Annotated in this window: 16 protein-coding genes; 7 read left to right on the top strand and 9 right to left on the bottom strand. The window is 66.7% G+C overall.

Translation table 11 applies throughout. The annotated features are described in order from the left end of the window. Positions 1-41: 41 nt before the first annotated feature. The 3 genes from MPARV_RS0110250 to MPARV_RS0110240 are packed head-to-tail and all read right to left on the bottom strand — an operon-like array spanning position 42 to position 5135. Positions 42-2978 carry an AMP-binding protein gene (locus MPARV_RS0110250; protein ID WP_012223166.1) on the bottom strand — a complete coding sequence of 979 codons (2937 nt, stop codon included), beginning with the start codon at positions 2976-2978 and terminating at the stop codon, positions 42-44. Between the two features lie 52 nt (positions 2979-3030). Then, positions 3031-4440 carry a WS/DGAT/MGAT family O-acyltransferase gene (locus MPARV_RS0110245; protein ID WP_020378164.1) on the bottom strand — a complete coding sequence of 470 codons (1410 nt, stop codon included), beginning with the start codon at positions 4438-4440 and terminating at the stop codon, positions 3031-3033. Beyond that, entirely contained in the window at positions 4437-5135 is a 699-nt protein-coding gene (locus MPARV_RS0110240; RefSeq protein WP_012223170.1) for a rhomboid family intramembrane serine protease, read from the bottom strand. Before MPARV_RS0110240 ends, MPARV_RS0110245 begins: the two co-directional genes overlap by 4 nt. Positions 5136-5186: 51 nt before the next feature. Here MPARV_RS0110240 and MPARV_RS0110235 point away from each other — a divergent pair, with 51 nt between their 5' ends. From MPARV_RS0110235 to MPARV_RS0110215, 5 genes are all read left to right on the top strand, one after another. Then, entirely contained in the window at positions 5187-5669 is a 483-nt protein-coding gene (locus tag MPARV_RS0110235) for a cation:proton antiporter regulatory subunit (RefSeq protein WP_012223173.1), read from the top strand. A gap of 7 nt (positions 5670-5676) precedes the next feature. Next, a complete protein-coding gene (locus tag MPARV_RS0110230; RefSeq protein WP_020378163.1) occupies positions 5677-6921 on the top strand; it encodes a cation:proton antiporter in 1245 nt (414 codons plus the stop codon). A 123-nt stretch (positions 6922-7044) separates the two neighbouring features. Further along, positions 7045-8193, top strand: a complete 1149-nt coding sequence (locus MPARV_RS0110225; protein WP_031278150.1) for a CaiB/BaiF CoA transferase family protein — start codon at positions 7045-7047, stop codon at positions 8191-8193. Positions 8194-8322: 129 nt separating this feature from the next. Further along, complete coding sequence (locus MPARV_RS0110220) at positions 8323-9123, top strand: PIG-L family deacetylase (RefSeq protein WP_020378162.1); 801 nt, start codon at positions 8323-8325, stop codon at positions 9121-9123. Continuing rightward, positions 9120-9479: a hypothetical protein gene (locus MPARV_RS0110215; protein WP_012223181.1), complete on the top strand. Its 360-nt coding sequence runs from the start codon at positions 9120-9122 to the stop codon at positions 9477-9479. Before MPARV_RS0110220 ends, MPARV_RS0110215 begins: the two co-directional genes overlap by 4 nt. A 10-nt stretch (positions 9480-9489) precedes the next feature. On the opposite strand, the gene MPARV_RS0110210 is transcribed toward MPARV_RS0110215, so the two are convergent. Next, positions 9490-10914 carry a flavin monoamine oxidase family protein gene (locus MPARV_RS0110210; RefSeq protein ID WP_157789549.1) on the bottom strand — a complete coding sequence of 475 codons (1425 nt, stop codon included), beginning with the start codon at positions 10912-10914 and terminating at the stop codon, positions 9490-9492. Positions 10915-11063: 149 nt separating this feature from the next. Here MPARV_RS0110210 and MPARV_RS0110205 point away from each other — a divergent pair, with 149 nt between their 5' ends. Then, a complete protein-coding gene (locus tag MPARV_RS0110205; RefSeq protein ID WP_051011991.1) occupies positions 11064-12104 on the top strand; it encodes an LOG family protein in 1041 nt (346 codons plus the stop codon). 26 nt (positions 12105-12130) lie between these two features. On the opposite strand, the gene MPARV_RS0110200 is transcribed toward MPARV_RS0110205, so the two are convergent. The 5 genes from MPARV_RS0110200 to rpmB all read right to left on the bottom strand — a co-directional run bounded on the left by MPARV_RS0110200 (position 12131) and on the right by rpmB (position 16096). Continuing rightward, complete coding sequence (locus MPARV_RS0110200) at positions 12131-12586, bottom strand: Hsp20/alpha crystallin family protein (protein ID WP_012223187.1); 456 nt, start codon at positions 12584-12586, stop codon at positions 12131-12133. A 147-nt stretch (positions 12587-12733) separates the two neighbouring features. Next, a complete protein-coding gene (locus tag MPARV_RS0110195; protein ID WP_012223189.1) occupies positions 12734-13453 on the bottom strand; it encodes a hypothetical protein in 720 nt (239 codons plus the stop codon). 170 nt (positions 13454-13623) lie between these two features. Beyond that, on the bottom strand, positions 13624-15429 hold the full coding sequence (locus tag MPARV_RS0110190) for a phosphoenolpyruvate carboxykinase (GTP) (protein ID WP_012223190.1): 1806 nt from the start codon (positions 15427-15429) through the stop codon (positions 13624-13626). Continuing rightward, positions 15429-15734 carry a cold-shock protein gene (locus tag MPARV_RS0110185; protein WP_155852219.1) on the bottom strand — a complete coding sequence of 102 codons (306 nt, stop codon included), beginning with the start codon at positions 15732-15734 and terminating at the stop codon, positions 15429-15431. Before MPARV_RS0110185 ends, MPARV_RS0110190 begins: the two co-directional genes overlap by 1 nt. Before the next feature lie 143 nt (positions 15735-15877). Further along, positions 15878-16096 carry a 50S ribosomal protein L28 gene (gene rpmB / locus MPARV_RS0110180; protein WP_012223192.1) on the bottom strand — a complete coding sequence of 73 codons (219 nt, stop codon included), beginning with the start codon at positions 16094-16096 and terminating at the stop codon, positions 15878-15880. 144 nt (positions 16097-16240) lie between these two features. On the opposite strand from rpmB, the gene recG reads away from it, so the two are divergent. Further along, the gene (recG, locus tag MPARV_RS0110175; RefSeq protein ID WP_020378158.1) at positions 16241-18418 is read left to right on the top strand and encodes an ATP-dependent DNA helicase RecG; all 2178 of its coding nucleotides are present in this window, start codon (positions 16241-16243) and stop codon (positions 18416-18418) included. Positions 18419-19128: the final 710 nt, after the last annotated feature.

Here is a 19128-nt window from a genome sequence, read left to right as displayed (position 1 = left end):
TAGTGGACGGGCCGGGAAGGCACCGTCGACCTGGCCGCCCTTCAGCTGCTTGTGTCGTAGGCGCCGGAGTTTTGGTCGAGATGGAACTGCTCGCCTCCCCCGGGCAGTCCGGCCTGGCGCAGAGCGAACTTCCGAAGCCGAAACCAGGCGGTGCGGTCGATGTCCTCCACCACGTGGACCACCACCGGCCGCTCGTGGGCCGGAAGCCGGTCGAGCGCCTCCGACAATGTGACCGGGTCGATCTCGCGGCCGCCCGACCGGGTTACCGCAGCAACCGCCACCTCGTCATCCCCAGCGGGAGACGCCACGCCGTAGGCAACGGCGAGCGACACCTCATCGAGCCGACCCAGGGCATCCTCGATGGGCACAGATGGCACCGTGCCCTGTGCCGTTCGGATCAACGCAGGGACATGATCATCCAGCCAGAAGTCACCGTCTTCATCCCGGTGAAACAGGTCGTCGGTTGCGATCCACGCATCGTTGCGATTGAAGAGGCCGCGGAGTGGCGTGACGGCCATGATGCCGCTCGCTCGACGGGCCTGGGCCAAGAGAATCCCGGTCTCGCCGACGTCGCACTCGATTGCGAAGCCGTCGGGTCCCTCGATGAGCCGCCCGGCGACGGTGTCGTACCGGGCAAGTCGGACCTCGGCGCTGCCCGGCAGCGGGCGCCCCTTGGAACCAACCTTGCGGCCGCTGAGGTTCACCAACACCGCAGCGCCTTCGGTGGAGGCATAAAACTCCAGCACGGTGGCCGGAGCGAACCGATCCGTGACCTGCTTCCACAGTCCCGCCGGCATCCCGGAGCCGATGAACATGCGGACTGGATGGTGGCGCTCGGCCGGGTCGGGCGGTGCCTCGACCAGATCACGAACCAGCGTCCACGTGTAGGACACGATGGTGACGCCATAGCGACGGACCTCGTCCCAGAACGTGGTCGGGTCGAAGCGGGTGGCCAAGGCCAGCCGGGCGCCTCCGGCCACCGCCCCGCCGATGCTGGTCAGCAGGCCGCTGGGGTGGTGGATCGGCGTGACGCTGTACACCGTGTCGCTCGATGACAGCGCTGCGGCAGAGGCGGTACCGAACGCCGACAGGGCCCAACGCCGGTTGGTGATGTGGTTGATGCGGATCTTGTCGCCCCCGCCCGTGAACAGGATGAACGCCAGGTCTTCGGCCCGACCCGGGTTGGCCAGGTACCAGGCCGGAATCCGCACAGCGTCGGGGTCGATGCGCTCCATGTCGGTCACCCGTGGGCCGAGGTCCCGCTCGTCGCCGCCGCCACCCAACACATAGACGGGCACCGAGGTGGCGTCGACGGCCAGCGCGCCGTTCTCGGGGTCGGCCACGATCCGGTCCACCTCACCGAGCCGCACCTCGCGGGCGATGTCGGGGCCGGGTCGGAGCATCACGGCGATGGCTCCCAGCCGACTGAGGGCCGCCACCGCAGCGAGGCCGGATGGGCGGGTGTCCATCAGCACTCCAACGTGTTCGCCTTGGCGCACCCCAATCGAAATCAGGCCCTTCACCACGTTGTCGATACGAACCTTGGCGTCGGCGTAGCTGTGGCTGCGGCCCTCGAACAGGAAGAAGGGGTCGTTGGCGTGGCTGGAGGCCTGCTCATCGAGCAGCGTCCCCAGGCTGATGCGCGTGTCGTGGCCCACTTGCTCAAGGCGGGCCAGCCGAGGCAACTGGGCCATGGCCTGACCGGTCAGGCTCTGCACGGTCTTGCCGGTGTCGACGAGGGTGCCAACCACCGAGCGGGCCATGTTCAAGCCCACGCCGGCCGCCAGGTTCAGGTTGAACGCGGCCCGCTCGGAGGAGCCGACGATGTCCGCCTCGGACTCTGCCACGTCGCCAACCCGAGCTACGTTGACCGGCTGTTCGCCAATGCCATCGCGCCAGAGGGCCCACGCCGCCACCGTCGGCCAGGTGACGGTGGCAGCCGTGTTGCCCACCACCAAGCCAAAGTGTCCGGCTCGCATCGACGTCTCATAGATGTCGGTGCGAGGAGCGGCCTTGTGCACGGCCCGCACAGCCGCGGTTGGAGCGATTTCGTCGACCTCGCCGACGAACGTCAGCACCGGTACCGAGATATCGGCCAGCGTGACCGTGCGACCCTCGATCACGAAGCCGCCCTGCAACATGCGATTGTGGGCGACGAACTGACGCATGAAGTCGGCCAGCGCCGGGGCGGGCCAGGCGACCCACCCGTCGCCCATGAGAAATCGCCGCTGCCGCTCCCTGGGGAGCAGCGCATCCCGGTCGTGCAGTTGGGTGACGAAGTCGATTCGGGACCGCAACGACTTCAGCGGGTCCATCAGTTTGAAGCCGAGACTCGAGGCCCACGATGGCAGACCCCAGAGCTGCAGGTTGTCGGCCACCAGCCCGAGCACCCGGCCGGCCACGTCCTCGGGGATACCAAAGGGAACCATGCCGCTGGTGTCGGCCGGGCTGCCAAAGGTCACCACCGAGGTCAACCCGACGCTGCGCCGATAGGCGGCGGCCTGGTAGCAGAACATGCCTCCCTGGCTGTAGCCACCGAGGTGCACGTCACGACCCGTTTGCTCCCGTACCCGGTCGACCGCATCGCTGACCGCCAGCACGTGATCGGTGAGCGTGCGCTCCAGTCCGCCTTCTTCGTTTTCGGGTGCACCGAAGTCGACCACCCACGGGTCGATTCCGGCAGCGGCCAGGTGGGCCACGGCGCTGATGGCGGGTGCCACGTCGTACACGTCGGCCGACAACATCATGGGTGGTACCAGCACCACCGGCGGCCTGGCCAAGCGCTGCCTTTTGGTGGTGGGCACCAGGTCGGGGAAGTACCGACGCAGGCGATAGGTGCGGTGCTCGTAGGTCACCTCGAACGGTGAAGGCACCTCATCGGTTTCCAGGCCGCCGAACCGGGCGACCTCCATCACGTTTTGGGCCGCCGCTCCGATTCGGTTGGCAAACTCGAGGAGGAATGCCGGAGAAAGATCCATGCTTGCATTCTGCCCGCTCAGCGGGCAACGCTCGGTCAGCGCGGAGCGTTCTTCAGGAGGCGGCCCGAGCCAGGTGCAGCAGGTCCTCCATGCCCGCCTCAATGCCGTCGCTGAGCACGCCGATGTCTTCGCACGTGTCGTAGTCGCCGGTGATACCGAAGTACACGGTGCCGTAATAGCTAAACATGGCCACCCCAACGCGCACCTGACCGGCCAGCGGCACGAACGGGAAGATCTCCAGCATCCGCCGTCCCAGCGAATACAACGGCAGTTGGGGACCGGGCACGTTCGTGGTCACCGTGTTGACGTTGCGCTGAGCCGCCCGGGCGGCCACCCGTTCTCCCAACGCCAACAGCATGGGCGGGGCGAAGTCGGCCATCGACGTGAGTGCCTCACCGGCCACCGCCTGCTTGGACTCCTTGAGGTCGGCCATCTGCTCCGAGACGGCCGCCAGGGCCTCGCCGGGGTCGTCAAGCATCACCGGCAGTTCGGCGAACATGGCGGACACCTTGTTGGCCATGGTGCCGTCGCCGGCAGCCACCTCACCATCGTTGCGCGGCCGCACCGAAACCGGCACCAGCGTGCGCACCACACGGTCGGTGCTCTCGTCGCGGGCTCGCAACAGTGACCGGAAGCCCCGGGTGATCGTGGCCAGCACCACGTCGTTGAACGTGCCGCCGAGCGCGGCCCGAACCGTCTTGATGTCGTCCACCGAAATCGACGTCCAGACGTACCTCCGGTGGGGGCCGATGGGCCCGTTCAGGGTGCTCTCGGGTGTCGCCGACAGAATCCCCGCCAGTGAGCTGAGCCCGGCGCCCACCTCTTTGAGCTGTTCGATCGCCTGGCGTGGCACCCGACCGGCTGCACGCAACGCCCGCACCTGCTCGTAGGGGCTCTTCACAAGTTGGGCGACCGCGTCGGTGGCCAGCTCGATGTTGGAAGGTGACGATCGCGGCGCCCACTCGGCTGCTTTGGCGATGGTGGCGTCGGGGCTGATGTCCAGCACGGTTGACAGCAGTTCGGCGCCGGACACGCCGTCCACCATGGCGTGATGAACCTTGGAGATGAGCGCCCAGTGGCCATCCTCCAAACCTTCGACGACCCACATCTCCCACAGCGGTCGGCTGCGGTCCAGCTGCTGGGACATGATGCGGGCCACCAGGCGGCGCAGTTCCTCGCGGCCGCCCGGGAGCGGGAGCGCAGTGTGGCGTACGTGAAATTCCAGGTTGAAGTGACGGTCGTCGGCCCACACGGGTCGACCCAGGTCCATCGGTACGAAGCGCACCACCTGCCGGTACCGCGGAATGTCGATGAGCTTGGATTCCACGAGCGCCCGAACATCCTCGAACGGTGGGGGTGGCCCCTCGAAGATCGACGTGCTGCCGATGTGCATGTGCGCGAACTCGTTCTCCAGGTGGAGAAACGAGGAGTCCAACGGACTCAGACGATCGGTGGTGGTCATGTGTCCCCCCAGGGTGCTGAACCGTTGGTGTCGCCGCCACCAGGCGACGTCATCTCAGCATAGGGGTGCAGTTTCTCATCGGTTGAGTCGTCGCGGTGCATCAGCCACGCCACACCGATGCCACTGAGTGCTCCAAACAGATGGCCGGTGAACGACACGCCGTGCCGGGGGATCAGGCCCCACAGCATCGAGCCGTACAACAGGGCGATCAGCGCGCCGCCCAGGATCCAGGTAAAGCGCCTGGCGAAGAACCCGCGGGTCAACAGGTAGGTGAGGTACCCGAACACCAGCCCGCTGGCGCCCACCTGAACCGAATTGGTCGAGCCGAACAGCCACATTCCGGCGCCACTACCGGCCATAACGAGCGCAGTGATCATGAGGAATGGTCGAAGCCCGGTGTAGGCGACGACGGCGCCCAGCACCAGAAACGGCACGGTGTTGGCGATCAGATGGCCAAACCCCGCATGCAGGAAGGGCGCAAACACGATGCCGGGCAGGCCGGCCAACTCGCGGGGTCGCACCCCAAAGCGATCCAGCCGCCCGCCCAACGGAATGTTGATGATCTCCACCGCCCACATCACCGCCAGCATCATGACCACCGGCGCCAGGGGGCGGAGCCACTGCGGAACCTGGTCGAGCGCGCCACCCCGAGGCGACTTCGGCGACGGCGTGGTGGAGGTCGGGAAGGACGCCATCGGCCCAGTCTTTCAGGCCGAGGGCCAAGGCCGCCGCCTAGCCTGAGGGCAATGGGACGCGTTTCTGAGAGTGAACTGCCGGGTGTTGGCGCACGCTTCGACTTCACCACCGACAACGGCGAACAGTTGGGGGTGGTGGTGCACCGGACCGGGCGTCGCGACGTGGCCTTCTACGACAAGGACGACCCAGACGCCTGCCGGGCCATGGTGCATCTGGAGGAGCACGAGGCACGCGACCTGGCCGAACTGCTGGGCGGCGGCCGCCTGTCCGACGAGGTGGCGCGCCTTCGCCATCAGGTTGCGGGCATCACCCTCGACTGGTTGACCGTCGAGCCGGGGTCGGCCTGGGCCGGGGTCACACTGCGCGAGTCCGAGGTGCGATCTGAGACGGGGGTGTCGATCGTGGCCATCATTCGCGATGGCGAGGCATCGCCGTCGCCCGGACCAGACGACCTTTTCGAGGTGGGCGCCACCGTGTTCGCCGTCGGTATGCCTGACGGGCTCGAGGTGCTGAGCGAACGACTGAGCAGCTGAGCGCTCCGTGAACCAGCTTGTGTTGGCATCAGCAGGTGCCGATGTCGCCCGCGCGTTCATCGAGTTGGGCGTGCTTCTGATCGGGCTGGGATTCTTGGCCCGTCTCTCCCACCGGATCGGGCTGAGCCCGATTCCTGCGTATCTGGCGGCCGGACTGATCTTCGGCACCGGTGGGCTGGTGGAACTGAACTTCGCCGAGGACTTCATCGACCTTGCGTCGGAAATAGGCGTGCTGTTGTTGCTGTTCGTACTTGGCCTGGAATACACCGGCGCCGAACTGACCGAAGGCTTGAAGAACGGGTGGCGGGCGGGGTTCGTCGACGTGTTGCTCAACTTCACGCCGGGTTTCGTAGCGGGCCTGGTGCTCGGGTGGGGGCCGATCGGTGGGCTGATGCTGGCCGGGGTGACCTACATCTCGTCATCCGGGGTGGTGTCGAAGCTGCTCTCGGATTTGGATCGCATGGCCAACCGCGAGACGCCGGCGGTGCTCGCAGTTCTCGTGTTCGAGGACCTGGTTGTCGCCGCCTACCTGCCGGTGCTCGGGGTGCTGCTGGTGGGCGGCTCGCTGTTGTCGGGCACGCTCTCGGTTGGTGTGGCTCTGGCGGTGACGACGCTTGCGTTGATCATGGCCATCCGCTTCGGTGGGCCGATCAGCAAAGTGATTTCGGCGCGCTCGGACGAGGCGCTGCTTCTGAGCGTGATGGGCGGGATCCTCGTGGTCGGGGGCCTTGCCGAGCAGGTCCAGGTCAGCTCGGCGATTGGGGCGTTCCTGGTTGGCATCGCGCTGTCGGGGGAGGTGCGCGACCGGGCCGAGGCGCTGCTGACGCCGTTACGCGACCTGTTCGCTGCGATCTTCTTCGTGCTGTTCAGCCTGCGTATCGATCCGGGCGACCTGCCGCCGGTGCTCCTCGTTGCAGCGTTGCTCGCCATCGTCACCACCATGACCAAGATCTCCACCGGCCGCTACGCCGCCAAACAGCTGGGGGTGGGCCCAAAAGGTCGCGATCGGGCGGGCATGGAGCTGATCGCCAGAGGGGAGTTTTCCATCGTGATCGCCGGGCTTGCCGCCGGCACCACCGTCAACGCGGCATTGGCGCCGACCGCCGCGGCCTACGTGTTGATCCTGGCGGTGCTCGGGCCGCTGTTGGCCAAGTTCAACCCGCCGATACCCAGCCTGGCGTCGATCCGCGGTCGGCTGCGCCCTCAGCAACCCGGGACGTCGCTCAGTCGGAGTGCGCCCGAGCGCCCGTGATCGCCCGCTCCGCCAATCGGACGTCTGAGCCGACCCAACTGATGGTGATCCCGCATCGCCACGCGCGGGGCGATGCGCCGGCACGTCTTGACCGGTCGGCCGCTGGCCGGTGAGCATGATGGCATGAGTGGACCGCTGACAGGAATCAAGATCGTCGAGGTTGCGGGCATCGGACCGGCACCTTTTGCCGCCATGATGCTGGCAGACCTGGGGGCCGACATTGTGCGCATCGATCGGGCGGGCAACGTGTCGGGGGGCAGCCCCGACCTTCCGCCCGGCGATCTACTGACCCGGGGCCGCCGGTCGATTGGGGTGGACCTGAAGTCGCCGGAGGGCGTCGAGGTGGTGCTCCAATTGGCCGAGTCCGCCGATGCCTTTCTCGAGGGCTTCCGGCCCGGTGTGGCCGAGCGGTTGGGCATCGGTCCCGACGAGATGCTGGCCCGCAACCCCAAGCTGGTGTACGGCCGCATGACGGGGTGGGGTCAGGACGGTCCGTACGCGCCGATGGCCGGTCACGACATCAACTACATCGCTCTGGCCGGCGCGCTGGCCCATCTGGGCCGCGCCGGCGAGCAGCCCACGCCGCCGATCAACCTCGTCGGCGACTTCGGCGGTGGCGGCATGCTGATGGCCTTGGGCCTGTGTGCGGCGTTGCTCGAGTCGGGGCGTTCAGGTGCGGGTCAGGTGGTCGATGCGGCCATGGTGGACGGCTCGGCCAGCCTGATGACGATGATCTGGGCGTTCCAGGCGATGGGCATCTGGACCGACGAGCGGGGCACCAACATGCTGGACACCGCCGCCCACTTCTATGACACCTATCGCACCGCCGACGACAAGTGGGTGTCGATTGGTTCGATCGAGCCGCAGTTCTACGCCGAGCTGTTGCGCCTCACCGGCCTGGCGGGCGAGGACCTGCCCCACCAGATGGACCAGACCGCCTGGGCCGAGCTGAAGGACAGGCTGCGGGGCGTGTTCGCGGCCAAGACCAGGGCCGAGTGGATGGAGATCATGGAGGGCACCGACGTGTGCTTCGCCCCGGTGCTCACCATGTCCGAAGCGGCCCAGCACCCGCACAATGTGGCCCGTGGCACCTTCACCGAGGTGGCCGGCATCACTCAGCCCGCCCCTGCGCCCCGGTTCAGCCGCACCCCCGGCGAAATCCGTCGCCCTCCGCCCCACGCCGGCCAGCACACCGACGAGGTGCTGACCGAATGGTTGGGGGCCGACACCGCCAAGGTGGCCGAGCTGCGAGCGGGCGGCGCTGTCGCCTGAGCCCGAAATGGTTCCGGGTTGGCTCAAATGTGTCTCCGAGCCGATGGCGCGGCCCGAACACACATTTGAGGTGAACCGGTCCGCTGAGCGGAGGTTCGAGCCGCGCTCGTGGCGGTAGCCTGCTCGGTCGTGTCCACGCTCGTGTGTTTCCATGCCCATCCCGACGACGAGGCGATCGCCACCGGGGGCACGATGGCCCTGGCGTCGGCGGCCGGGCATCGGGTGGTGCTCATCGTCGCCACTGACGGCGAGCTCGGTTTCACGGTCGAGGGTGAGGCCGAAACCCCCGAGGCACTCGGCGCGTTCCGCCGGGCCGAAACCCAGGCGGCCGCGTCGATTCTGGGTGCCCACCGTGTGGAGTTCCTCGGCTACCACGACAGCGGCATGGCGGGGGAGTCCAGCAACGACGACCCGGCCTGTTTCGCCCAGGCCGATGTCGACGAGGCCGCCGAACGTGTGGCGGCGATCCTGCGTGAGGAACGGGCCGATGTGTTCACGATCTACGATGATCACGGCGGTTACGGCCACCCCGACCACATCGCGGTGCACACGGTGGGTACCCGGGCGGGCGAGTTGGCGGAGGTGCCAAGCGTGGTGTGGGCCACGATGAACCGGGACAAGATTCGCGAGCAGATGGCGGGTGCCGCCGACCTGATGTCGGAACTGGGCGACGCCACCTCCGACGACCCGCCCAAGATGGACGAGGAAATGGGCAGTCCCGAGGCGCTGATCACCCACGGCGTCGATGTCACCTCGGTCGTCGGGGCAAAGCGGCGGGCGATGGTGGCTCACCGCAGCCAGATCGGCGATGACTCGTGGTTTCTCAAGCTGCCCGATGACATCTTTGCCGTGGCGTTCGGTCATGAGTGGTTCGTCGACCCGGCCAATCCCCGCCCGGCTGATTCGCCGATGATCGCCCATCTTCTGTGAGCGTCGCAACGCTGCACGCAAACTTCGCGTGGGTGGTGATTGGGGTGAACGCGGCGGCTGGGCTGTGGGCCCTGGGCGCACACTGGTGGGCGCCGTTGCGGGTGCGGGGTCTCTGGTGGTTCGTGATCGCCGCCGAGGCGTCGATCTTTATCCAGGTGGCTTTGGGAGTCGCCAACCTGGCCGGCAATCGGGCGCCCGGAGACGACTTTCACATCTTCTACGGGTTCGTGGCACTGGTGACGGTGGGGATCCTGTATGGGTACCGCAACCAGGTTCGGGCCTGGGCGTATCTCCTCTATGGGCTGGGCGGGTTGTTCCTGATGGGCCTGTGCATCCGGGCACTGCTGCTGGCGTGATCCTGTTCGCTCACCATCCGGCTGCCATGAAGGTCGCGAGGGCGCCCAGCGCCGCTGCCTGAACCTGGTGATCGGTCTTCTCGGCCCAGGCCAGGGCAACGTCGCCGCCGGTCAGGGTCGTCAGTTGTGTATCGGCCAGGCCGGGGGAGGTGTTGAACCATTCTCGGAACGGATGGCCGGGCGCGACCCTGGTCCACATTGGCGCGGCCTCCTGCCAGAACGGTGTATCGAAGTAGAGGATCACCTTGTCAAGCAGGCCCATGCCGAGGTCGTCGATCGCCGTCTGGTGGTCCTCCGAGAGCGCCGGCGAGAATGAGATGTCACCCGCCTGGAGCACGCCGAGTGGCACGGTGACGATCACCCGGTCGGCGCTCAACGTCTCGTCGGTCTGCGTGATGACGGTGACGCCGTCGGGGTCGTGGGCGACTTCGGCCACCGGTGTGCTGAGGCGGACATCGACTTTCGGGATCTGGTTCGCAAGATGCCGTGCCAGGTTGGAGTAGCCGCCCACCACCAGCAGGTCGGTGCCCTCGTTGCCCTCCTCCAGCGCCCACCGCGCTGAGAGCCGTGCGGCTGAGGCCCCGTACTCGTCGGTCACCTCGGTGGTCAGGTAGTGCTCCAGGGCCTCTTGGTCGACCTTTTCGGCGAACCCACTGGCCTCGACGGCGTCGGCGAGTGCCTGATCGGCGCCCTGTCGCCGGGCCCAGGCGGCTGCCTGCTCGACGGCATCGGCGGGCTCATCGAGGTAGTCGGTGGGCAGTCGCCGGCCCTCCAACCCCAGCGTCGCCTGGCGGTAGTCAAAGGGCACGGTGTCGATCCGGGCCTCGTGCACCAGCGTGTCCAGTTCGTTGGTTTCGATTCCATGCACCCAGGAGGCGCCCCGCTCGGCGTAGGTGTCGAGGCCGGCGGGTCTGACCGAGTCGAGCCGGCCCCCCAGGCGGTCGCGGGCCTCGACCAGCCTCACCCGGTATCGGCGGTCGGCGAACCTGCCGGCGCTCAACTCGAACGCCGCGGTCAACCCCGCCATGCCGGCGCCGATGATCAGGAGGGTCTCGTCGGTGCCGGTCGCAGCCGCCACCTGTGTCGCCACCCGCATGCCGCTGGCCCGGGCCCCGTGCACCGTGCCGGGGTCGCCCAGGTCGGTGGCCTCACCGGCGAAGAACAGGCGATCGCCGATGGGGGTGCCCAGCGCCCGGCGTAGCTCGGGCGTTGCCCCCACCGGCAGGTAGCTGTACGAGCCACGGGCCCAGGGGTCCTTTGACCAGTTGGTGCGGACCATGGCGGTCGGTTCGGGAACGGGCTGCCGCGTTGAGGTCGACCCCCGGGTGGCGTTCCGCTCGGCGTCGCGCTGCGAGGAGCATCCGCCGGCCGTGGCCAGTGTGGCCCACCATGCGCCGCCCGTGGCACCCATACGAAGTAGTTGACGTCGTTCCACCAGGCCTCCTCGCACATCGTAGGGCTTGCCCCCCCAGGAGGAGTTCGTCCCTCCAGGAGGCTGAATCCTCACGGGGTGTCGAGGGGGTCAGGCGCTGCGGGTGAGTTGCGGCTGCGTCGGTTGGCCGGTCATGCACCATGCTGGTTGGCATGACCCGTCGCCCCCGCTACCGCACCGGTGATATCCAGTTGGACGAGTCGATCAAGGCACTGGTGGAACAGGCCGACCTCGACGGCAATCACGACCTCTACACGGAGATCGTGACCTCGGCGATGCGGATGGGCAGGGAACGCACCGATCGTGGAGACGTGAAGATCGTAAACTCGGCACTCAAGGAGTTACGCAATGCGTTTGCGGTGTTTGCTCCGTATGGCGACGTGCGCAAGTGCGCCGTGTTCGGCTCGGCCCGCACCGCCGAAGACAGCGAGGCCTACCGCATGGCCCGCGAGGTGGGACGGCTGTTGGCGGATTCCGACTGGATGGTGTTGACCGGTGGTGGGCCCGGCATCATGACCGCCGTGGTCGAGGGGGCGGGCCCGGAAGCCAGCTTCGGGGTTTCGATCGTGTTGCCGTTCGAGCCGGGCGGTGCCGAGCATGCGGCCCTGTTCGACGGAAAGAACATCAACTTCCGCTACTTCTTCAGCCGCAAGTTGACCCTCACCAAGGAGTCGTCGGGCTACGTGGTCTTTCCGGGCGGGTTTGGCACGCTGGACGAGACGATGGAACTCCTCACCCTGATGCAAACGGGCAAGGCGCCGCCGTCGCCGGTGGTGCTCTTCGAGCCGCCGGGCGATGCGTATTGGCGCAGCTGGCGCCACTACGTGGAGGTGGAGTTGCTCGATGGCGGGCTGATCTCACCGGTCGACCTCGACATCGTGCACATCACATCCGACCCGATTGAGGCCGTCGCGTACGTGCGAGACTTTTATCGGGTGTTCCATTCGATCCGACACGTGGGCAACAAGCTGTACATACGCCTGAACACAGATGTCTCCGACGAGGCGCTGGACACGCTGAATGCCGAGTTTGGAGACCTGCTGACCTGCGGCACGATCGAACGCGCCGAAGCCGCAGCGGTGGAGGTGGAGGATAACGACATCCCCGACCTCCCCAGGCTGCGGCTCCGGTTTAACAACGCCGCCCATGGGCGGTTGCACGTGTTGGTGCAGCGTCTCGGCCAGCTGGCCTGACCGGGCCGTTCCCTCGGACGAAGGGATCAGCCCGCCGGAGCACCGACGGGCTCGTCGGCCGAGCTCGCCTCGGCTTCGATGCTGGTGGTGCCAACCCCGATCGGCACTTTCACGGCCTGGGCCTTGGCCGACACCGGGATGCGCAACTCAAGCACGCCGTTGTCGAAGTTGGCGCTCACGCTCTGGCCGTCCAGCGTGTCCGACAAGGTGACCTGACGGCGCACGGTTCCGAAACGCCGCTCGTTCACCAGACGTTGAGCGCCCTCGGGCAACTCGTCCTGGGTTCGGCGGGCGGTCAGGGTGAGCACGTGGTTCTCGACGGTGACATCGACGTCGTCGGCTCGGAAACCGGGCAAATCGTAGGTGAGTACCACCTCGTCGCTGGTGCGAACGGCATCGAAGGGCGCAGGGATCGAGCGGGTTCGGGGGTCGACCTCGAACAGCCGCTCGACGTCTCGGAAGGGATCCCAAGTAGTGAGCATGATGTGGCCTCCTGTTGTGGCAGTCGCTGCGGACTGGACCGTCGGTGTTGACGATGGTCAGTATGCCACGAAAGTTGAGTGTTGGGACATCAACTTTCCTGTTTGTGACTAGTTTCACGACGCAAGGTTCAGCGCACCCCCTCGGCGCTACTCACGTTCGGCGATCAGGTCGGCGACGAGTTCGCCATCCTCGGTGGAGTACAGGCCGGACACGACCCGCCGGAGTTGCTCCTGGTCGGCCGCGTTGGGGTCGAGGCCCATTCGATAGGTTGCCGCGGCCAGGACCACCTGGTCGAAGAAGGGCCGCCCGCTTCTGAGCGTCGACTGGGTGACGTCACCGTCGCCCAGCGTCACGGCGGCGAACACCTCCACTCCGAGCGCCCCCAGAACTTCGAGACCTTGTACGTTGACGCGACGTTGCTTGACCGCCCCGATGGGCGATGGTTCCTGGCTGATCGAGATGGAGTTCACGTCCTCGTAACCCATCGAGAAGTACAGGTGGCCGTCGGCGTGCTCATCGATTTTGTCGCTCAACGGGCTCTCACCGTTCATCTGGCCCAGCAGGCGACGGTCGGTCACGACGACGACGCCCTCACCGGAGACGAACGGAATGAGTTGGACGTCCGGAGCCTCGGCCTCGGGTAACAGGCGCATCGGCATGCCGCTGTTCTGTGAGACCGCTGAGAGGATTCCCCCGGTGAAGAGGTAGCGGGCGATCTCGGTCTCACCGGATCCTGGGATCACCTGCGACGAGGGATGGATACCTGCGTCGATCTGGTGGATCGCCTCCGCTGGTGGAGTCTCGGCGAGGTGCATGCGCGGGTTGAACTCACCGAGGTGTTCGATCAACGTGCTGACGGAAGGCATGGATCCCCGTTTCGTCATCGTGTCGAGACGGGCTCGACCGGATTCGATTGACACTATGCAAGTTGGTTGGCGGCCGAAGAGCGACCTCCAAAGTGGTACCACGCGAAACGGTCCGGGCCTGGGGCCCGGGCCGTGCTCACATGGCTGACGGCGCCGTGACGCCGACCGGCTCAGTTGGCCAGGCGCTTTTCCAAGTCGGACAGCTCGTTGGCCATCTCCTCGGGCAGACGCTCGCCGATGAACTCGTAATGGCCGCGGATCAGCTCGACCTCGTCGCGCCACGCCTCGTTGTCGACCTCGAGGATCTTGCCCATCGTCTCGTCATCAAGGTCGAGTCCGGAGAGATCGAGCGAGTCGATCGTCGGCACGTGACCGATGGCGGTCTCGTCAGCGTCAGCGGTGCCTGCGAGTCGCTCGACGACCCACTTGAGCACCCGGGAGTTCTCACCAAAGCCCGGCCACATGAAGGAGCCGTCGTCGTCCTTGCGGAACCAGTTGACCCAGAACAGCTTGGGCAACTTGTCGGCGTCGGTCGCCTTGCCGATCTCCAGCCAGTGGTTGAAGTAGTCGCCCACGTTGTAGCCCATGAACGGCAACATGGCGAAGGGATCAAACCGGACGTCGCCAACCTTGCCGGCCGCGGCTGCGGTCTTCTCCGAGCTCATGATCGAACCTTGGAACACGCCGTGTTGCCAGTCGAAGCTCTGGGTCACCAGGGGCACATTGGTGGCCCGGCGTCCGCCGAAGAGTATGGCGGAGATCGGCACGCCCTCCGGGCTCTCCCAATCGGCTGAGATCGACGGGCATTGCGAGGCCGGGGAGGTGAACCGGGCGTTGGGGTGGGCGGCCTTGGTGCCGGAGTCGGGCGTCCAGTCGTTGCCCTTCCAGTCCATCAGGTGCGCCGGTGCCTCTTCGGACATCTCTTCCCACCACACGTCACCATCGTCGGTGAGGGCCACGTTGGTGAAGATCGAGTTGCTCGCCAACGACGCCATGGCGTTGAAGTTGGTCTCGTCCGAGGTGCCGGGTGCGACGCCAAAGAAGCCCGCCTCGGGGTTGATCGCCCGGAGGCGACCCTCGTCGTCGAACTTCATCCAGGCGATGTCATCGCCAACGGTCTCCACCGTCCACCCGGGCAGGGTTGGGACGAGCATCGCCATGTTGGTCTTGCCGCACGCCGACGGGAAGGCCGCGGCGATGTAGGTCTTCTCGCCCTCGGGCGAGGTGAGACCCAGGATCAGCATGTGCTCGGCCATCCAGCCCTGGTCGCGGCCCATGGTGGATGCGATGCGCAGCGCAAAGCACTTCTTGCCCAGCAGGGCGTTGCCGCCGTAGCCGGAGCCGTACGACCAGATCTCGGAGGTTTCGGGGAAGTGGCTGATGTACTTGGTCTCGTTGCAGGGCCAGGTGACGTCGGGGCGCTCCTTGCCGTCGGCGTCGACCAGCGGGTAACCCACCGAGTGGATGGCGGGCACAAACTGACCGTCGGATCCCAGCACGTCGAGTGCGCCCTGGCCCATCCGGGTCATGATGCGCATGTTGGTGGCCACGTAGGCCGAGTCGGTCAACTCAACGCCGATGTGGGCGATGGGGGATCCAAGGGGGCCCATCGAGAACGGCACCACATACATGGTGCGGCCCGTCATCGAACCCCGGTACAGGTCGAGCATTTCGGCCTTCAACTCGGAGGGCTCGCGCCAGTGGTTGGTGGGTCCGGCGTCGATTTCCTTCTCACACGAGATGAACGTGCGATCCTCAACTCGGGCGACGTCGTCGGGATCGGAGAGGGCCAGGTAACTGTTGGGTCGCTTGGCCTCATCGAGCTTGGTGAAGACGCCCTCGTCGACCAGCAGTTGGGCGAGTCGGTCGTACTCCTCCTCGGAGCCGTCACACCATTCGACGGCATCGGGCTGGAGGATCTCTCGCCACTCCTCAACCCAATCGAGCAGCTTTTGGTTGGTCGTCGTACCCGCCATCAGGACAGGCCTCCTTCGTGTCGGATTGTGCGCGTCTCCGGGGCAGGCCCCGGAAGGTGTTCCGAGTCGGGAAACCCGGGCGTACCCATGTCGATCTCCGAGCCCAGGCGAACCGTGGTGGCAACCTTCGCCGGGTGAGCGGCGCCGGGTGGTCCGTCGGTCACCTCAAAAACGACGCGCTGGCCCTGCCGCAGCATGCGGAACAGTGAGCCGTCGAGCGCGTCGGTCGCCAGGTCGTATTCAGCGAGCGTGCTGTCGCTGATGACGCTGCCGTCACCGGTGGATGGGTCGTAGCTCTTGATCACACCTTGCAACGTGTGGGCTCCGTTCCTCAGAGGTTCCCGTGTGACGATCAACGCCATGCGAGTGGGGCGAGGATAACCCTACAACGCAAACTTTTCACAAGCGCCAATTCGGCGCTGAGCAACGCCGAACGGCACAGCCGGAATCAGGCCGACTCTGGCTGCCAGTTGCGGGCCGGGGGCTTGGTGACCTTGCCGGCTTTGAGGCAGCCGGTGCAGACGTCGATGCGCTTGGTGGAGCCGTTGATCACGGCCCGGACCCGCTGGATGTTCGGGTTCCAGCGGCGACGGGTGCGGCGATGCGAGTGCGACACCGACATGCCGAAGCTGGGCTTCTTGTTGCAGATTTCGCAGACACTGGCCATGGCAAGATCCTTACGGGTTGGGGGAGGCGCCGGGCACGAGACGAAAGCCGACGCAACGCAGCAGATCAGGCTAACCGGTGAGGCGGGGCCGTGCGCAACGTGGCCGGCGGTCGGTGCTCCACTGCGAGGTGTCAGCATAGAGGAGTGACCGCGGCCGGCCCCAGCTCCCAGCACTCTCCGATCTCACTGCGTGAGCTGGATGCGCTTGGTGTGGAGCGCCTCAAGGGCGTTGGCGGCAAGAAGCGCGATGGGCTGGCGGTCCTTGGCATTCACTCGGTGCTCGACCTGCTGTTCCACTACCCGCGCCGTTATGTCGACCGCACCCGAGAGGCCCGGATCGCCGATCTGGCGCCGGGCGAGGAAGGCATGTTCGTCGGTGAGGTGCAGTCCATCTCGAGCCGTCGGGTGCGGGGCGGTCGGGCCATGGTGGAGGCGCGGGTCACCGACGGCAGTGGCACGATGAAGGTCACGTTCTTCAACCAGGGCTGGCGGGAGCGCCAACTGCCCATCGGCACCAGGGCGGTGTTTTACGGAAAGGTCGACGAGTTTCGGGGCGCCCGGCAACTGACCAACCCGGTGGTCGACCTGGTGGGCGATCGCACCGGGCGGATCCTGCCGATCTACCCGCAGTCCGAGAAGGCCAAGCTGAGCACCTGGGAGTTGGCCGACTGGGTGGCCGAGTCGTTGCGTCGAATTGCGCCCCGGGGCCTGGCCGATCCGGTGCCGGTGACGGTGCTGGACGCTCACGACTTGATCGGACGCCAGGATGCGATGGCGGCCATTCACGCTCCCGAGTCGATGGGCCACATGACCAAGGCCAGGTCGAGGCTGGTGTTTGATGAGCTTCTGCGTGTGCAACTGGCCCTGGTGGCGGCCAAGGCCGAGCGGGAGGCCACCGTCACCGGGGTGGTGCACGCCGTGGGACAGCGGGCCTCCGAGGCAGTCTCTCCCGAGCTGGTCGACCGCTTCCTCACCGGGTTGCCATTCCCCCTCACCGGCGCCCAGGCGCGGGCGATCGACGAGATCATGGCGGACCTCGAGTGTCGCTCGGCCATGCACCGCCTGCTTCAGGGCGACGTCGGCTCGGGCAAGACACTGGTGGCGGTGGCAGCGCTGCTGGCCGCAGTGCAGGGCGGACACCAGGGGGCGCTGATGGCGCCCACCGAGGTGCTCGCCGAGCAACACCATCGGGGCATCGCCGAGCTGCTCGATGGCTTCGTCGTCCCGGCGCCCGACACGCTGTTGGGCGAACGGCCGCTGCACGTGGCGCTGCTGAGCAGTCGCCTGTCGGCGCCGCAGCGCCGAATGGTGCTGGCCCAGCTGGCCTCTGGCGAGATCGACCTGGCGGTCGGCACCCACTCGCTGATCTCCGAGGGGGTGGATTTCGCCTCCCTCGGCGTGGCGGTGGTGGACGAGCAGCACCGTTTCGGGGTCGATCAGCGGGCCGCGCTGACCGAGGTGGGGGAGGGCGACAACCAGCCGGACCTGCTGGTCATGACCGCCACGCCCATTCCCCGCACCGCAGCCATGACCGTGTACGGCGATCTGGACGTGTCCACCCTGGACGAACTGCCTCCGGGTCGCACGCCGATCGTCACCCACTGGGCGCAAACCCCGCTTGAGGTCGAGGTCGTCTGGCAGCAGGTGCGTGACGAGGTGGCCGCCGGGCGTCAGGCCTACGTGGTGTGCCCGCTGGTGGAAGAGTCCGAGAAGCTGGAGGTGGCCTCGGCCGAGACCACCCGGGAAGAGTTGGCGGCCGGCGAGTTGGAGGGTCTGCGGCTGGGGCTGTTGCACGGCCGGGTTGTCGCCGATGAGGGCGACGCCACCATGGCGGCGTTCCGGGCCGGCGAGCTGGACGTGTTGGTCGCCACCACCGTGATCGAGGTGGGAGTCGACGTTCCCAACGCCACTGTCATGGTCATCCTCGACGCCGACCGCTTCGGCATCGCCCAGTTGCATCAGTTGCGGGGCCGGGTGGGGCGCGGCACCGCAAAGTCGTCGTGTTGGCTGGTGTCCGCAGAGCCTTCCGACGATGGCGAACAGCGGATCTCGGCGATGGTGCGAACGACCGATGGATTCGAGCTGGCCGAGGTGGACCTGGACCTCCGGGGCGAGGGCACGCTGATGGGAGAGCGCCAGAAGGGCCGCAACGACCTGCGCCTGGCCTCGCTCCGACGTGACCGCGAGTGGGTGGTCAAGGCCCGGGCGGTGGCCACCGACCTGCTCGCCCAGGCGGGCTCGCTCGCCGACCTCGGTGGTCTCGCCGACGAGGTCGACCTCATCCTCGGTCAGGACGAGGTCGGCTACCTCATGAAGGGGTGATGGCATGGTACGTGGCATGCCGCGTGCGCGGATCTCTGCCACGGTGGATGCAGGTCAGCTTGAGAAGGCTCAGGGCGCAGCCCGACCTTCGCGACTCGGAGCGCTTCGACCGGGCCCTCGACCTGTTCGTCCGACAAAGCACGATTGATCATGAGGTCGCCTCCTTGGCACTGTTTCCATATGAGGTCGATCCTGTTCTGAACATGGGGGACGCGCCGGGTGACCCGCATGACGAGTTGCCCCACGACGGCGAGGTGCCAGAAGAGATTCTCCGGCTGGCCGCCGAGCGTCGGGGTAGGCAGGTTCGGCCGGCTTTGGGATCGAGGTCGGTCAGGGGCGGATCTGGTGAGCGGACTTGGAGGGCGACAAGGTGCGGCCGGTGGTGGTGCTCACCCGTAGCTGGATCGCTCTCCCTCGTCGGTCGCTGCCTCTTTCAAGATGGCCGCTCGGGAGACGGCTTGAGCTGGGATGAACTCGGGCGGTCCCCTTATGAATCTCATTTCATCAACCAAATTCAAGGTTGAGCCGCAAACTCAGACGCTCCGGTCACATTGGGTGGACAAGGCTCACCAACGGTGATTGAATGCCGGCTAAGAAGTGGTCTGAGAGTCTTTCGGGGGAGTTTCTATGAAGCGTGCACTTGTCTCAGTTTTGCTGATTGCCTCCTTGGTGGGGTTACAAGCTCCGTCGGTGGGAGCGCAGACCAAGGC

The sequence above is a fragment of the Candidatus Microthrix parvicella Bio17-1 genome, from assembly GCF_000299415.1.
GTDB lineage: Bacteria > Actinomycetota > Acidimicrobiia > Acidimicrobiales > Microtrichaceae > Microthrix > Microthrix parvicella.
Note: the sequence above shows the minus strand (reverse complement) of the source record. Positions and strands in the feature narration are given on the sequence as shown.

Excerpts from the sequence above, each read along its gene's own strand:
- MPARV_RS0110245 (WP_020378164.1), bottom strand. The coding sequence starts at position 4,440 with ATGACCACCACCGATCGTCTGAGTCCGTTGGACTCCTCGTTTCTCCAC.
- MPARV_RS0110250 (WP_012223166.1), bottom strand. The coding sequence starts at position 2,978 with ATGGATCTTTCTCCGGCATTCCTCCTCGAGTTTGCCAACCGAATCGGA.
- MPARV_RS0110195 (WP_012223189.1), bottom strand. The coding sequence starts at position 13,453 with ATGCCTTCCGTCAGCACGTTGATCGAACACCTCGGTGAGTTCAACCCG.
- MPARV_RS0110200 (WP_012223187.1), bottom strand. The coding sequence starts at position 12,586 with ATGCTCACTACTTGGGATCCCTTCCGAGACGTCGAGCGGCTGTTCGAG.
- MPARV_RS0110225 (WP_031278150.1), top strand. The coding sequence starts at position 7,045 with ATGAGTGGACCGCTGACAGGAATCAAGATCGTCGAGGTTGCGGGCATC.
- rpmB (WP_012223192.1), bottom strand. The coding sequence starts at position 16,096 with ATGGCCAGTGTCTGCGAAATCTGCAACAAGAAGCCCAGCTTCGGCATG.
- MPARV_RS0110205 (WP_051011991.1), top strand. The coding sequence starts at position 11,064 with ATGACCCGTCGCCCCCGCTACCGCACCGGTGATATCCAGTTGGACGAG.
- MPARV_RS0110190 (WP_012223190.1), bottom strand. The coding sequence starts at position 15,429 with ATGGCGGGTACGACGACCAACCAAAAGCTGCTCGATTGGGTTGAGGAG.
- MPARV_RS0110240 (WP_012223170.1), bottom strand. The coding sequence starts at position 5,135 with ATGGCGTCCTTCCCGACCTCCACCACGCCGTCGCCGAAGTCGCCTCGG.
- MPARV_RS0110235 (WP_012223173.1), top strand. The coding sequence starts at position 5,187 with ATGGGACGCGTTTCTGAGAGTGAACTGCCGGGTGTTGGCGCACGCTTC.